Origin of the sequence: Sphingosinicella sp. (genome assembly GCF_052388015.1) — a bacterium.
Taxonomy (GTDB): Bacteria; Pseudomonadota; Alphaproteobacteria; order Sphingomonadales; family Sphingomonadaceae; genus Allosphingosinicella.
The window spans coordinates 1-13,291 of sequence record NZ_JBQTIN010000005.1 but is presented as its reverse complement, the minus strand read 5'-3'; the positions used below and the strand labels follow the sequence as shown (position 1 = coordinate 13,291).

At 67.6% G+C, this 13,291-nt stretch carries 19 protein-coding genes; 1 reads left to right on the top strand and 18 read right to left on the bottom strand.

Annotated elements, in window-relative coordinates; all coding sequences use genetic code 11:
* From nuoG to ACT4N3_RS00115, 17 genes are all read right to left on the bottom strand, one after another.
* Positions 1-1,352 (bottom strand): NADH-quinone oxidoreductase subunit NuoG (gene nuoG, locus ACT4N3_RS00195; protein WP_444853184.1); only part of this gene is annotated, 1,352 nt, incomplete at its 3' end.
* Positions 1,352-1,825 (bottom strand): hypothetical protein, encoded by a 474-nt coding sequence (locus tag ACT4N3_RS00190; protein WP_444853183.1) that lies wholly within the window; start codon positions 1,823-1,825, stop codon positions 1,352-1,354. The genes nuoG and ACT4N3_RS00190, both read right to left, overlap by 1 nt.
* Positions 1,826-1,935: 110 nt before the next feature.
* Positions 1,936-2,631 (bottom strand): hypothetical protein, encoded by a 696-nt coding sequence (locus tag ACT4N3_RS00185; RefSeq protein WP_444853182.1) that lies wholly within the window; start codon positions 2,629-2,631, stop codon positions 1,936-1,938.
* A complete protein-coding gene (gene nuoF, locus ACT4N3_RS00180) occupies positions 2,628-3,935 on the bottom strand; it encodes an NADH-quinone oxidoreductase subunit NuoF (protein WP_444853181.1) in 1,308 nt (435 codons plus the stop codon). Before nuoF ends, ACT4N3_RS00185 begins: the two co-directional genes overlap by 4 nt.
* A gap of 155 nt (positions 3,936-4,090) precedes the next feature.
* Positions 4,091-4,444, bottom strand: a complete 354-nt coding sequence (locus ACT4N3_RS00175) for a hypothetical protein (RefSeq protein ID WP_444853180.1) — start codon at positions 4,442-4,444, stop codon at positions 4,091-4,093.
* Positions 4,441-4,590, bottom strand: coding sequence for a hypothetical protein (locus ACT4N3_RS00170; protein ID WP_444853179.1), 150 nt, complete (start codon positions 4,588-4,590; stop codon positions 4,441-4,443). Before ACT4N3_RS00170 ends, ACT4N3_RS00175 begins: the two co-directional genes overlap by 4 nt.
* A complete protein-coding gene (gene nuoE, locus ACT4N3_RS00165) occupies positions 4,587-5,255 on the bottom strand; it encodes an NADH-quinone oxidoreductase subunit NuoE (RefSeq protein WP_444853178.1) in 669 nt (222 codons plus the stop codon). Before nuoE ends, ACT4N3_RS00170 begins: the two co-directional genes overlap by 4 nt.
* Positions 5,248-5,496: a hypothetical protein gene (locus ACT4N3_RS00160; RefSeq protein ID WP_444853177.1), complete on the bottom strand. Its 249-nt coding sequence runs from the start codon at positions 5,494-5,496 to the stop codon at positions 5,248-5,250. Before ACT4N3_RS00160 ends, nuoE begins: the two co-directional genes overlap by 8 nt.
* The gene (locus tag ACT4N3_RS00155) at positions 5,493-6,719 is read right to left on the bottom strand and encodes an NADH-quinone oxidoreductase subunit D (RefSeq protein ID WP_444853176.1); all 1,227 of its coding nucleotides are present in this window, start codon (positions 6,717-6,719) and stop codon (positions 5,493-5,495) included. The genes ACT4N3_RS00160 and ACT4N3_RS00155 overlap by 4 nt, the downstream gene beginning before the upstream one ends.
* Entirely contained in the window at positions 6,716-7,519 is an 804-nt protein-coding gene (locus tag ACT4N3_RS00150; protein ID WP_444853175.1) for an NADH-quinone oxidoreductase subunit C, read from the bottom strand. The genes ACT4N3_RS00155 and ACT4N3_RS00150 overlap by 4 nt, the downstream gene beginning before the upstream one ends.
* Complete coding sequence (locus ACT4N3_RS00145) at positions 7,516-7,914, bottom strand: VOC family protein (RefSeq protein ID WP_444853174.1); 399 nt, start codon at positions 7,912-7,914, stop codon at positions 7,516-7,518. The genes ACT4N3_RS00150 and ACT4N3_RS00145 overlap by 4 nt, the downstream gene beginning before the upstream one ends.
* Positions 7,911-8,483: a NuoB/complex I 20 kDa subunit family protein gene (locus tag ACT4N3_RS00140; RefSeq protein WP_444853173.1), complete on the bottom strand. Its 573-nt coding sequence runs from the start codon at positions 8,481-8,483 to the stop codon at positions 7,911-7,913. The genes ACT4N3_RS00145 and ACT4N3_RS00140 overlap by 4 nt, the downstream gene beginning before the upstream one ends.
* Positions 8,474-8,851 (bottom strand): NADH-quinone oxidoreductase subunit A, encoded by a 378-nt coding sequence (ndhC, locus tag ACT4N3_RS00135; protein ID WP_444853172.1) that lies wholly within the window; start codon positions 8,849-8,851, stop codon positions 8,474-8,476. The genes ACT4N3_RS00140 and ndhC overlap by 10 nt, the downstream gene beginning before the upstream one ends.
* Positions 8,852-8,949: 98 nt before the next feature.
* The gene (locus ACT4N3_RS00130; protein WP_444853171.1) at positions 8,950-10,023 is read right to left on the bottom strand and encodes an SMP-30/gluconolactonase/LRE family protein; all 1,074 of its coding nucleotides are present in this window, start codon (positions 10,021-10,023) and stop codon (positions 8,950-8,952) included.
* A 161-nt stretch (positions 10,024-10,184) separates the two neighbouring features.
* Positions 10,185-11,006 carry an inositol monophosphatase family protein gene (locus ACT4N3_RS00125; RefSeq protein ID WP_444853170.1) on the bottom strand — a complete coding sequence of 274 codons (822 nt, stop codon included), beginning with the start codon at positions 11,004-11,006 and terminating at the stop codon, positions 10,185-10,187.
* A 104-nt stretch (positions 11,007-11,110) separates the two neighbouring features.
* Positions 11,111-11,674, bottom strand: a complete 564-nt coding sequence (gene efp / locus ACT4N3_RS00120; RefSeq protein ID WP_444853169.1) for an elongation factor P — start codon at positions 11,672-11,674, stop codon at positions 11,111-11,113.
* Positions 11,675-11,801: 127 nt separating this feature from the next.
* Positions 11,802-12,416: a M23 family metallopeptidase gene (locus ACT4N3_RS00115; protein ID WP_444853168.1), complete on the bottom strand. Its 615-nt coding sequence runs from the start codon at positions 12,414-12,416 to the stop codon at positions 11,802-11,804.
* Between the two features lie 169 nt (positions 12,417-12,585).
* Here ACT4N3_RS00115 and ACT4N3_RS00110 point away from each other — a divergent pair, with 169 nt between their 5' ends.
* Positions 12,586-12,948, top strand: a complete 363-nt coding sequence (locus ACT4N3_RS00110; protein WP_444853167.1) for a winged helix-turn-helix transcriptional regulator — start codon at positions 12,586-12,588, stop codon at positions 12,946-12,948.
* Here ACT4N3_RS00110 and ACT4N3_RS00105 read toward each other — a convergent pair.
* On the bottom strand, positions 12,929-13,291 hold a 363-nt coding region (locus ACT4N3_RS00105; protein WP_444853166.1), incomplete at its 5' end, for a thiamine phosphate synthase. The two genes, ACT4N3_RS00110 and ACT4N3_RS00105, sit on opposite strands and share 20 nt — an antisense overlap.

Here is a 13,291-nt window from a genome sequence, read left to right as displayed (position 1 = left end):
CCCTGCCCGCCTTGCGCCTTCAGCGCCGCGCCGCCGACGATCACCGCCGGCCGCTCGGCCTTGCCGAAGGCGTCGGTGACGGCTTCCGGCAAGTTCGCGACCGCGGCGAGGTCGTCGCCAAGCCATTCCACCTTGTAGGTAAGATCGACCTCCGGTCCGATCGCGAACACCTTCGCGCCCGCGCGCACCGCCTTGCGGATGCGGGTGTTGACGAGGCTCGCCTCCCGGCGCGGGTGGGTGCCGACGAGCAGGATGACGTCCGCCGTCTCGATCCCGGCGATCGTCGTGTTGAAATTGACCGCCGCGAGGTTCGAAATGTCGTAGGCCAGACCGGTCTGCCGGCCCTCCAGCAGGTCCGAACCGAGCGATTTCAACAGCAACTTCGCCGCATACATGGTTTCGACATCGACCAGATCGCCGGCCACGGCGGCGACACTGCCTTTTGCCGCTTCCGCGACCTCCGCAATCCTGGCGAACGCCTCGGCCCAGCTCGCCGGTCGCAGCTTGCCGTTCTCGCGCAGCCAGGGCCGGTCGAGCCGGTTGCGCGTGAGCCCGTCCACGGCGTGCCGCGTCTTGTCGCTCGCCCACTCCTCGTTCACGTCCTCGTTCAGGCGCGGCAACGCGCGCATCACCTCGCGCCCGCGCACGTCGAGGCGGATATTGGTGCCCACCCCGTCCATGACGTCGATCGCGGGAACCTTGCGCAGCTCCCAGGGCCGCGCCTCGAAGGTGTAGGGCTTGGAGGTCAGCGCCCCGACCGGGCAGAGGTCGACGACATTGCCGCTCAGCTCGCTCGCCAGCGCATGCTCGAGATAGGAGGTGATCTCCATATCCTCGCCGCGGCCGATCGCGCCGATATCCTCGACCCCCGCCACCTGCTCCATGAAGCGCACGCAGCGGGTGCAGTGGATGCAGCGGGTCATGAAGGTCTTGACCACCGGGCCCATATATTTCTCGGGCACGGCGCGCTTGTTCTCGTCGTAGCGGCTGTGCCCCTTGCCATAAGCGAGCGCCTGGTCCTGCAGGTCGCATTCGCCGCCCTGGTCGCAGATCGGGCAATCGAGCGGGTGGTTGATCAGCAGGAACTCCATCACCCCTTCCCGCGCCTTCTTCACCACCGGCGTGTTGGTGAAAATCTCCTGATTGTCGGCGGCGGGCAGCGCGCAGCTCGCCTGCGGCTTGGGCGGCCCGGGCTTCACCTCGACCAGGCACATCCGGCAATTGCCGGCGATCGCGAGCCGCTCGTGATAGCAGAAGCGCGGGATCTCCTTCCCCGCCAGCTCGCACGCCTGCAGCACAGTCGCGCCCGCAGGGACTTCGATCTCGACGCCATCGACCTTGAGCCTGGGCATCAGCGGCCCTCCCCGGCGGTCGCCAGCTTGTAAAGATGCGCGGCGATATGGTTGCGGACATCGAAGCGATCGATGCGATAGCTCACGCCCTCCGGCATGCAATCGTTCAGCCTGTCGTCATAAGACGCGAAGGCATCGACTTCCGCCAGGCCGCCGTGCGGCGTCGCGAGCAGAGCGACGCTTTTCGCCGGCTCGGCCTCGGCCAGGCAGGCGGCGTAAGCGGCGACGAAGGCGCGGCCATCGAGGCCGGCCGCGGCGCGAACCGCCGGCGCGGCCGGCCGCGCCGAGAGCCGCGCCAGCGCAGCCGAATCGGCTTCGAGCATCGCCTCGGCCACAGCGCCGCGCATGTCGCCGACCCGGACGTTCAGACCCTCCCGCGCCGGGGCGCAAGCGGAGCCGGCATCGAACAGCCGTCGCGCCTCGCGAAGTTCTTCCTCGCTGCCCAATTCTGTCGCCAGCAGCACCCAAGCCACGCCGGACGCCTCCCGAACGAGGCACCGCCCGAACGCGGCGAGCGCCGGCGCCTGGGGAGCCTGCGCCGAAGCCGAAGCGGAGGACGCCAAAAGGGAGAGCGCCGCCATCTTCACCGACTTGCCTGCGCCCCCTCGCGGGCGGCGACGGAAAGGCGGTATATGCCTTCGGCCAGCGCGCCTTTCAGCACGGACGGAGAAAAGCGAATCGTCTCGTTGCGCGGGATGCAGGCGGCGAAGCGGGGCGCGAGTGCCTGGATCGCGGCCCGCTCGCCCGCGCTGCCCGCGATCTGGCGCAACAGCGTCTGCACCCCGGCGGCGTCGGCCCGCGAAACGCATTCGCCGAACTGCTCGAGCGCGACGGCGGAGTGGACCTCCGGATGCAGCTCGCCTTCATAAAGCTGCCGATAGCCGGTGGTCGTCACCGCGCTGAAATCGGTCGGCGCGCCGGACCGGAATTCGCGCGCGTAAAGCGCCTGGAAGATGCCACCGCGCAACAGTGAGGGGCTGAAATACAAAGACCCGGAGCCGGATAGGCATTCATCGTCCGTATTGTCGAACAGGTTGCGGTAGACGCGCGCATATTGATCTGAATCGATCCGCAGCCTCGACAGCGCGACGACCCGGCCGCTCTGCCGCGACACCACGCAGGCGGCGAACGCCTCCATCGTCCGCCGCGCCCCATCACGGCTGGAATCGTCGATCTCGGCCGAGCGATGGGTCCGCAGGGTGCCGGTCTCCTGCGCCGCCAGCGGCATGGCCGCAGTCGCGGCGAGCAGCCCGCCCAGGATATGCATCAACTCTTTCATTCCGCTGCCTCCAAGATTTGCGGTGTGTCGCCGACGCCGCTACGCTCGACAATCCGCCGCTCGAGCTCGGGGCGGAAGTGGCGGATCAGGCCCTGGATCGGCCAGGCGGCGGCATCGCCCAGGGCGCAGATCGTATGGCCCTCGATCTGCCTGGTGACGTCGAGCAGCTGATCGATCTCGTGGATTTCGGCATTGCCCGCGCGCAGCCGCTCCATCACCCGCCACATCCAGCCGGTGCCCTCGCGGCAGGGCGTGCATTGGCCGCAGCTCTCATGCTTGTAGAAATATGAGATGCGGCTGATCGCGCGGACGATGTCGGTCGACTTGTCCATCACGATCACCGCGGCGGTGCCGAGGCCGGAGCCGAGCTCCTTGAGGCCGTCGAAGTCCATCGGCGCGTCGATGATATCAGCGGCTGGGACCAGCGGCACCGAGGAACCACCCGGAATCACGGCGAGCAGATTGTCCCAGCCGCCCCTGATTCCGCCGGCGTGGCGTTCGATCAGCTCGCGGAACGGGATGCTCATCGCCTCCTCGACCACGCAGGGCTTGTCGACATGGCCGCTGATCTGGAAGAGCTTGGTGCCTTCGTTCTTCTCACGCCCGAAGCCCGCGAACCAGGCCGAGCCGCGCCGCAGGATCGTCGGCACCACGGCGATGCTCTCGACATTGTTGACCGTCGTCGGGCAGCCGTAAAGGCCCGCCCCCGCCGGGAAGGGCGGCTTCAGGCGCGGCAGGCCCTTCTTGCCCTCCAGGCTCTCCAGCATCGCCGTCTCTTCGCCGCAAATGTAAGCCCCGGCGCCGCGGTGGACGAAGAGGTCGAAATCGTAGCCGGATTTGGCGGCGTTCTTGCCGAGCAGGCCGGCGTCATAGGCCTCCTGCACCGCCGCCTCGAGAACGCGCGTCTCCTGGATGAACTCGCCGCGGACATAGATATAGCCGGCCCGCGCGCGCATCGCGTAGCCGGCGATCAGCGCGCCCTCGATCAGCTTGTGCGGATCGTGGCGGATGATCTCGCGGTCCTTGCATGATCCGGGCTCGGATTCGTCGGCGTTGATGACGAGGAAATTGGGCCGGTCGGGCTTCGGCTCCTTGGGCATGAAGCTCCACTTCATGCCGGTCGGGAAGCCCGCCCCACCGCGCCCGCGCAGGCCCGACGCCTTCACCTCCTCGATGATCGCATCCTGGCCGCGCGCCATCAGCGCCCTGGTGTCGTCCCAGTCGCCGCGCGCCTGCGCCGCCTCCAGCCCGGCGGACTGGAAGCCGTAGATGTTGGTGAAGATCCGGTCCTTGTCAGCGAGCATGGCGGCTCTCGCTACAACCCCCTCTCCCCGGGGGGGAGAGGGTTGGGGTGCGGGGGTTCTGAGTTCGAGAGTATCCGCCGAGGCCGAACCCCCTCACCCTGCCCTCTCCCCACAGGGGAGAGGGTTGTTTCTTGCCAAAGCCGCGGTCCTTGTCCTCAAGCACGGCCACCCTCCGCGCAGAAGAGGTTGATCGCGCGCGGCATCTCGCCGGCCGCCATCTCAGGTTCGACGAACACGTCCTCGCCATTGACGACGATGTAGCGCTGCTGCCGGCCGCTTTGCTCATAGGCGCCGCAGACCACCGCGACGCCCTGATGATCGCGGACCCGCGCCTCGACGAAGCGCAACTCGCCGCGCTGGCTCACCCGCGCCCGCACCAGCCGTTCCGCCGTCGCGAGCGGATCGCTGGGCGCTGCCGCGTTGGCGGGCGCGGCGGCCGTCTGGTTGTTCGCCGGCGCTCCGCTCTGGCAGGCGACGAGCATCGGCATGGCCAGCACCGCCGCCCTCACGACTTTTTCTCCAGGTAACGGCGCGCCAGCACATAGGCGCCGATCCCGAGCGCGACCGCGATCGCGACGCCGATCAGCTTCAGCGCGAGCTTGAACAGGACGTAGCCGACGATCAGCGCGACGACGATGCCGATGACGCCGCTCATGCCCATTCGCCCCGGTAATCGTGATTGTCCTTCGCCATCGCGGTCAGCGTCGTCGGCCCGCCTTCGGGCGCGCTCGTCTGCCGCTTGATCTGCGGCCCCGGCTTTGGCGCCTTCCCCGCTGCCAGCGCCTCGAGGATAGCGGTCATGCTCGCGGCGGTGAGGTCCTCGTAATTGTCGTCGTTGATCTGGACCATCGGCGCATTGGCGCAGACGCCGAGGCACTCGACCTCGGTCAGCGTGAACAGCCCGTCACCGGTCGTATGGCCCTTCTTCAGCCCCTTGGCGGCGCAGGCGGCCAACACGTCGTCGGAGCCGCGCAGCATGCAGGGCGTCGTGCCGCAGACCTGGACATGGAAGCGGCCGACCGGCGCCAGGTTGAACATCGTGTAGAAGGTCGCGACCTCATAGGCGCGGATGTTCGGCATGCCGAGATAGCGGGCGACATATTCGATCACCGGGATCGGCAGCCAGCCTTGGGTGCTCGTCTCCGCCCCGATCTGCCGCTGGGCGAGGTCGAGCAACGGAATGACCGCGCTCTGCTGCCGCCCCGGCGGATAACGGCCGATCACGGTCTTGGCCCGCGTCTCGTTCTCCTTCGTGAAGGCGAACGAGCCCCAGCGCTCGCGGATTTCCGGGCTGTCGGAAAGGCGCTTGGCTTCAGCCATCAGGCGCTGCCTTCTTCGCCCGCCGAGCCTCGAACCAATCGATGCAGCTCAGAACCGCGCGGACGGTGCCCGCCAGCAGATACATCACGACCGCTATGAATAGGGCGCGGATTGGCACTTCACTCTCAACAGAGAGCTGCGCGACGACGGTCACGGCAATCAAGAGGCCCATGGCGATGAGCACCGGCATCACGCCCAGAGCGGTCCACCAGACGGTGCGTGGAAGCTCCTCCATCTTCACCGGTCCACCTCCCCGAAGACGATATCGAGCGCGCCGAGGATGGCAGTCACATCGGCCAGCATGTGGCCGCGGCTCATGAAATCCATCGCCTGGAGGTGGGAGAAGCCAGTCGGCCTGATCTTCACCCGGTACGGCTTGTTGGTGCCGTCGGCGACCAGATAGACGCCGAACTCGCCCTTGGGGCTCTCCGTCGCGACGTAAACCTCGCCGGCGGGCACGTGGAAGCCCTCGGTGAACAATTTGAAGTGATGGATGAGCGCTTCCATCGACATCTTCATTTCGCCGCGCTTGGGCGGGAAGACCTTGCGGTCCATGCTCGCTACCGGCCCCTCCGGCATCTCCTTCAGGCACTGCTTCATGATGCGGATCGACTGCCGCACCTCCTCGACCCGGACCATGAACCGGTCGTAGCAATCGCCGCGCGTGCCGACCGGAACATCGAAGTCCATCCGGTCATAGACTTCGTAGGGCTGCGACTTGCGCAAATCCCAGGGAATGCCGGCGGCGCGGATCATCGGCCCGGAGAAGCCCCAGGCCAGCGCGTCCTCCTTCGACACCGTCGCGATGTCGACATTGCGCTGCTTGAAGATGCGATTGTCAGCGACCAGGCTGATCGCGTCCTCGAACAGGTGCATCCGGTTGTCGAGCCAGTCGGCGATGTCGGTGAGCAGCTTCAGCGGCAGGTCCTGCCTGACGCCGCCCGGGCGGAACCAGTTGGCGTGCATCCGCGCGCCGGACGCCCGCTCGTAGAAATTGAGCGTGTCCTCGCGAAGCTCGAACATCCACAGGTTCGGCGTCATCGCGCCGACGTCCATCACATGGCTGCCGAGATTGAGCATGTGATTGGAGATGCGGGTCAGCTCGGCGAAGAGGACGCGGAGATACTGGGCCCGGAGAGGCACTTCGAGGCCCATCAATTTCTCGATCGCCAGCACGAAGCTGTGCTCCATGCACATGGGCGAGCAGTAATCGAGGCGATCGAAGTAGGGGAGCGCCTGCAAATAGGTCTTATATTCGCACAGCTTCTCGGTGCCGCGGTGGAGCAGGCCGATATGCGGATCGACCCGCTCGATGATCTCGCCGTCCAGCTCCAGCACGAGGCGCAGCACGCCGTGCGCGGCCGGGTGCTGCGGGCCGAAATTGATCGTGTAATTGCCGTCCGCGACATCGGTCGCGCCGGCCGTGCCGATCTCGACGGTGCGGGTGCCGGGGGCATCGGTCATGTGCCCTCCCCGCCCTTCGGCTTGCGCTTGCGCGTCGTCGTCGCGGCGGCCTTGTTCGCCTTCGCGCCGGCGCCGGTCTGGCCGCCATGATCGGTCGTCTTGGGCGTCGGCCGCGGCGCGGCGGCCTTCACCTGCTCCGGCTTCTTGATATCGTCGGCCTTCAGTGGGCTCGGCGCACCGGGCGCCTCGGGCTGCGCCTTCTCGTCGCCCGGCATCACATATTCCGCGCCCTCCCAGGGGGACAGGAAATCGAAATCGCGGAAATCCTGGGCGAGGCTGACCGGCTCGTAGACGACCCTCTTCTCCTCCTCGGAATAACGCAGCTCGACATGGCCGGTGAGCGGGAAATCCTTGCGCTGCGGATGGCCGGTGAAGCCGTAATCGGTGAGGATGCGCCTGAGGTCCGGATGGCCGGCGAAGGCGACGCCGTACATGTCGAACACTTCGCGCTCCAGCCAGCCGGCGACTGGGTAGACGCCGGTGACGGTCGGGACCGCATGATCCTCGTCGGTCGAGACGCGGACGCGCAGTCGATGGTTCCTGGTCACCGACAGCAAATGATAAACCACCTCGAACCGCTCGGCCCGCTCGGGATAGTCGACCCCGGCAATCTCCATCAGCTGCTGATATTCGAGCTCGTCGCGCAGCTTGGTGAGAACGTCGGCGACGCTCTCCCGCGCCACATCGATCGAAACCTCACTCACCTCGTTCTTGGCGGAGACGAAGGCGTCGCCGATCGCGGCCCTGACGGCATCGACGATGCCCTCGCGGGCCGGAACGAGAGGCGCGGGACTTGTCATGCCGCTCCCGTCAGATCGTGCCCGAAGCACAGCACATGTCCGTCGATGTCGCGCACCATGGTTTCACGCATGCCATAGACCTGGTCCTCGGGCTCGAGGATGATCTCGGCGCCCTTCGCCTTGAACTCGGTGTAGAGCGCGTCGGCGTCGCTGACATAGAAATAGGCGTCGATGCGGCCCTCGTGATCGCCGTTCGGATGGACGCCTTTGCTCGGCTCGGCCTGGCTCAGCATAACGTCGCAGCCATCGCGCCTGGCGATACAGAACACCGGCGGATCGCCCCACATCTTTGGGCTGCGGAAGCCGAGCTTCTCCGCATAATAGTCGTGGGCCTTCACGACGTCGGCAACGAGCAGCACCGGCGCGATGCCAAAAATCTGCCGCTCCTCGCTCACCGCTCGATCGTGCCTTCGCGGCGGATGCGGCGCTGGAGCTGCATGATGCCGTACAGAAGCGCCTCGGCGGTCGGCGGGCAGCCGGGGACGTAGATGTCGACCGGCACGATCCGGTCGCAGCCGCGCACGACGCTGTAGCTGTAATGATAATAACCGCCGCCGTTCGCGCACGAGCCCATCGAGATCACGTAGCGCGGCTCGCTCATCTGGTCGTAGACCCGCCTGAGCGCCGGCGCCATCTTGTTGCAGAGCGTGCCGGCGACGATCATCACGTCGCTCTGGCGCGGGGACGCGCGCGGCGCCGCGCCGAACCGCTCGAGGTCGTAGCGCGGCATGTTCACATGGATCATCTCGACCGCGCAGCACGCCAGCCCGAACGTCATCCACCAGAGCGAGCCGGTCCGCGCCCACTGGAACAGGTCCTCGGTCGACGTGACGAGGAAACCCTTGTCGCTGACTTCGGTCCGGATCTGGTTGAAGGTGTAGGCGTCGGGTGGCGTGGCGCCATCTGGGGTGTTTGGGGCGAGCGCCGCCATCGGCTGCCCCCGGGCGTCAAGGATCACTCCCATTCGAGCGCCCCTTTCTTCCAGGCATAAACGAGACCCAGAACAAGCTCGGCGAGGAAGATCATCATCGCGAACCAGGCCGTCCAGCCGAGATCGAACACGGTCACCGCCCAGGGGAAGAGGAACGCCGCCTCGAGATCGAAGACGATGAACAGGATCGCGACCAGGTAGAAGCGGACGTCGAACTGGGCCCGGCTGTCCTCGAAGGCGGGAAAGCCGCACTCATATTCGGTGAGCTTGTCCGGATAAGGCTTGTTCGCGCCGGTCAGCCGCGAGACCAGCATCGGCAGCACGACGAACGCCGTCGACAGGCCGAGCGCGACGGCCAGGAACAGCAGGATCGGCAAATAATCGGCAGCCACCGATGCCACGGATACATTCCCCAATGCGATGAATCGCCGCGGCTTTAGGGCAGCCGCCCCGCCCCCGCAACCGCCGAGCGGGGGTTTCCCGCGGCGTTTTTCCGGCTCTAGCGCGGCAGGCGCGCGGCACGAATCGCGGTCGGCCGGGTCGGTCCCTCGCCGGTTACGGCGCCGCCGGGGCCGTAACGCTCCCACTGGGCATCGGCAACGTAGAGCAGGCTTTGCCCCATGACGACGCCGAGCGTCGGCTCGCCCCAGTCGGGATGGGCGCTTTCGATGATGCGAACGGCGACGATCCGGCGGCCGTTGGGGGAGAGACGCAGGTGGAGAATGCGGCGCGGACTGGTGCCATTCTGGATGGCGATCAGGCCGCCGCGAAACCAGGAGAGGCCGTCAATCCCGTCGAGCATGGTCGCGACATCGGATTCGAGGCGAGCCATGTCGCCGCTTTGCGGGTCGATGATGGCGAGGCCGCGGACATAGTCGGAGGCGTAGAGCCAGCGTCCCGAAGGCGCCATCGCCAGGCCCTGCGGATTGACCAGCCGGCCCGGCGGCACCAGCACCGACAAGGTCGATTCCGCGGGCCGGGCGCGATAGATGGCGCCGCTCGCCGGATCGCTGGCATAGAGCGTGCCGGAGAGGTCGACGGTGAGGTCGGCCGGCGATCCGCCCTCGGGCGCGGCGATCCGCCGCACCTCGCGCAATGTGTTGCGATCGACCGCGATCAGGCCCCGGAAGGCGGTCTCGGGCGCGGGGGTTTGCTCGACCCGCCCCGAGGCGACCCAGAGCAGCCGGTAGATGCCGCCGGTGCGCGGATCGAGCGCCAGCCCGAACAGGCTGCCCGCGCTCGCGATCGGCACCCTTCGCCAGCGTCCGCCGCCGTGGACGAGCAGCGAGCGGTCGACCACCGTGGTTGCGAACAGGCGCCGGTCCGCCGGGTCCCAGGTTATGCCTTCGACGAGCCGGTGGTCGGCCGGCACCAAAGCCGCGAGCCGGCTCGCCTGCACCCGGGACCGATTGCCTTCGAGGCGCAGCCGCAAGGCTTCGAGGTCGGCCGCGGACAGGTGCGGCGCCAGCAGGGCCATGGTGGCCGCCGAGGGCGCATAGCCGCTCTGCGCGAGCCGCCACAGCGCCACCCGGACGGCGGCGGCATCCCCGCGTTCGTGCGCCGCCGCGAGCATCTGACGCTGAGCTGTCGCGCTGTACGGAAAGGCCTCCGCAACCAGGGCCGCGGACGCGTTGGCGGGAGGCCAGGCGTCGGGAACCGCCAGCTGCGCGGCGGCTGCCTGGCAGAGCAGCGACGCGGCGAGTAACAGCTGCAGGCAGCGCGCTCCGCGCCGTCTTAGGTCCGCAGCGCTCCAGCGAGCAGCTTGTGCAGCCGGGAGTGCAGCGCCTCGTTCGCGGCCAGCACCTGGCCCTTGGCCGGATCGGCGCTGCCGCCGCGAAAGTCGGTTACGAAGCCGCCGGCCTCGCGCACCAGGATCAGGCCCGCCGCGATGTCCCAAGGCTGGAGCTCCTCTTCCCAGAAGCCGTCATAGCGGCCGGCCGCCACCCAGGCGAGGTCGAGCGCTGCCGAGCCGAAGCGGCGGATGCCAGCGACTTCCGGACCAACCGCCGCCATTATTCGCTGAAACCGCTCCAGGTCGCCATGCCCCTTGTAGGGCACGCCGGTCGCGATCAGCGCCTCGGAAAGGTCGCGACGCGAGGACACGCGCAGCCGCCGGTCCTGCAGCCAGGCGCCCCGCCCCTTCTCGGCCCAGAAGCTCTCGTCGGTGATCGGATTGTAGACCAGTCCGTGACTGATCTCCCCCCACCCCTGCCCGCCGGGCCTCGCCTCCTGCACCGCGATCGAGATCGCGAAATGCGGGATGCCGTGGAGGAAATTTGAGGTGCCGTCGATCGGATCGATCACCCAGCGCGGCTTGTTGGGGTCGCCCTCGATCGCCCCGCCCTCTTCCAGCAGCATCCCCCAGTCGGGCCGCGCATGGCGCAATTCCTCGACCAGCGTCCGCTCCGCCTGCTCGTCCGCCATCGAGACGAAGTCCGCCGGCCCCTTGCGGCTGACCTGCAACTGCTCGACCTCGCCGAAGTCGCGCCTGAGCCGCGGCGCCGCCTTGCGCGCGGCGCGCGTCATAACGGTGATGAGGCCGGAATGGCTGACCAAGTTTCTATTCTCCCCCCTCCCGCTTGCGGGAGGGGCCGGGGGTGGGTCTGAGAGGCGGCTGGCCCACCCCTCAATCCCCTCCCGCAAGCGGGAGGGGAGGAAAATCAGTCGGCACGCCTCACATAGGTCTGCTCGTAGACATCGACGACGATCTTCGTGCCGGCCGAGATATGGGGCGGGACCATGACGCGCACGCCGTTGTCGAGGATCGCCGGCTTGTAGCTGGACGAAGCGGTCTGCCCCTTCACCACCGCGTCGGCCTCGACGATGGTCGCCTCGATCGTGTCGGGGAGCTGCACGCTGATCGGTCGCTCGTTGTAGAGTTCCATGATCACGTCCATGCCGTCTTGCAGGAAGGCGGCGGGCTCGCCGATCAGGTCCTCGGGCAATGACACCTGCTCGTAATTGTCCTTGTCCATGAAGACGAGGCTGTCGCCGTCGTGGAACAGGAACTGGAAATCCTTGGTGTCGAGCCGGACGCGCTCAACTGTCTCCGCCGAACGGAAGCGGACGTTATTTTTCCGGCCGTCGATGAGGTTCTTCATCTCGACCTGCATATAAGCGCCGCCCTTGCCGGGCTGGGTGTGCTGGATCTTCACCGCCCGCCAGATGCCGCCTTCATACTCGATGATGTTGCCGGGACGAATGTCCACGCCGCTGATTTTCATGTGTTGCTCGCTTCGCTCGATGGCGGTGCCAGCCCGCTCCCCCTCCCAGCCTCCCGATAGCGTCCACCATGTCGGGAGGCTGGGAGGGGGAGCGGGCCGGAGCCGTACCGAAGAAAGTCGCCGCGCCCTAGCGCGAAGCCATCCGACCGGCAAGGAGCGGATAGGGATTGACCGGCGTGCCCTGCCACCAGCGGTCGGCCGGGCCCATCCGGCTGATCGCGAAATGGAGGTGCGGGGCCGTCGCGGAGGCGTTGCCGGTCGAGCCGACAAAGCCGATCGGATCGCCGCGCCTGATCCGTTGACCCTGCTGAAGGCCCGGCGCATAGCCGTCGAGATGGGCGTAATAATAGGTCCAGGCGCCATCGACCGAGCGGACATAGGCGGTGATGCCGCCCAGGCCCCGGCTGGCATGCAGCCGCTCCACCACTCCATCCGCCGCGGCGACGACCGGGGTACCGCGCGGGGCCATGATGTCGATCGCATTGTGCCGGCGGGCGCCGCCGCCGCGCGAGGCGCTGAACGTGTCGGTCAGCCGCGCCATCGGGATGCCGACAACCGGGATCGCGAGGCCCGACGGCGTGATCGAAGGCGTCGATGGCATGCCCGAAGGCGTCGGCGGGCTGCGGCCGAGCGCCGCGTCGATCTCGGCTTCGCTGGGCCCGTCGTCGGGCTTCCACGGCTGCGCGGCGAGCGCCGAGCCGCAGAAGAGAAGCAGGAACAGGCTGTTGCGAACCCCCGTCACGAACCCGATGATAGCGGCAACGACCCTAATGACCAGTTTACGCGGCGCAGCGATGTCCGTTTCGGCGACGGTTCGTTCCGGATCGGCGATGAAAGCGCAGGCAACATGCGCCTGCCTTGCCAGCAGCAACCGGAATTGGTAGTTAAACGTGCCTTGCAAGTGAGTATTCATGCCGAAGCTGAAGGCGCCCCGTTCCGGATGTCCGATCGCCACCTCGCTCGATCTGGTGGGCGATCGCTGGACGCTGCTCATCGTCCGCGACATGATCGGCGGGAAGACGAAGTTCGGCGATTTCCTGCGTTCGCCGGAGGGGATCACCACGAACGTGCTGACCGAGCGGCTCGGCGCGATGGAGCGCGAAGGGCTGATCGAGCTGGCGCCCTACAGCCGGCGGCCGCTGCGCTACGAATATCGGCTCACCGAAAAAGGACGGGCGCTCTGGCCGGTGCTGCAGGCCTATTGCCGCTGGGCGAACGGTTGCATTCCCGGGACCTGGATCATGCCGTTCAGCTTCATGCGGCCGGTCGGCTGAGCGGCTCCCCGAACGCCGCGACCGCGGCCGCCGGCCCGCCGCCGGCGTTCCAGACCGCGCCGCACACGGCGAGGAAATCGGCGCCAGCCTCGACCAGCGGCCGGGCATTGTCCGGCGTGATGCCGCCGATCGCGACGCAGGGCAGCTCGAACAGGCTCGACCACCAGGTCAGGATCGACGGATCGGGGCGGTGATGCGTGTCCTTGGTCGTCGTCGGGTAGAAGGCGCCGAAGGCGACATAGTCCGCCCCGGCCTCCCCGGCCTCCATCGCCAGATGCCGGCTGTCGTGGCAGGTGACACCGATCTGCGCGCCGGGGCCCAGGAGCCGCCGCGCCTCGCGCGG

Bases quoted from the DNA above. Each gene is read 5' to 3' on its own strand.
- ACT4N3_RS00185 (WP_444853182.1), bottom strand. From the start codon at position 2,631: ATGAAAGAGTTGATGCATATCCTGGGCGGGCTGCTCGCCGCGACTGCG.
- nuoF (WP_444853181.1), bottom strand. From the start codon at position 3,935: ATGCTCGCTGACAAGGACCGGATCTTCACCAACATCTACGGCTTCCAG.
- ACT4N3_RS00170 (WP_444853179.1), bottom strand. From the start codon at position 4,590: ATGAGCGGCGTCATCGGCATCGTCGTCGCGCTGATCGTCGGCTACGTC.
- nuoE (WP_444853178.1), bottom strand. From the start codon at position 5,255: ATGGCTGAAGCCAAGCGCCTTTCCGACAGCCCGGAAATCCGCGAGCGC.
- ACT4N3_RS00155 (WP_444853176.1), bottom strand. From the start codon at position 6,719: ATGACCGATGCCCCCGGCACCCGCACCGTCGAGATCGGCACGGCCGGC.
- ACT4N3_RS00150 (WP_444853175.1), bottom strand. From the start codon at position 7,519: ATGACAAGTCCCGCGCCTCTCGTTCCGGCCCGCGAGGGCATCGTCGAT.
- ACT4N3_RS00140 (WP_444853173.1), bottom strand. From the start codon at position 8,483: ATGGGAGTGATCCTTGACGCCCGGGGGCAGCCGATGGCGGCGCTCGCC.
- ACT4N3_RS00130 (WP_444853171.1), bottom strand. From the start codon at position 10,023: ATGCTCGCGGCGGCGCACGAACGCGGGGATGCCGCCGCCGTCCGGGTG.
- efp (WP_444853169.1), bottom strand. From the start codon at position 11,674: ATGAAAATCAGCGGCGTGGACATTCGTCCCGGCAACATCATCGAGTAT.
- ACT4N3_RS00110 (WP_444853167.1), top strand. From the start codon at position 12,586: ATGCCGAAGCTGAAGGCGCCCCGTTCCGGATGTCCGATCGCCACCTCG.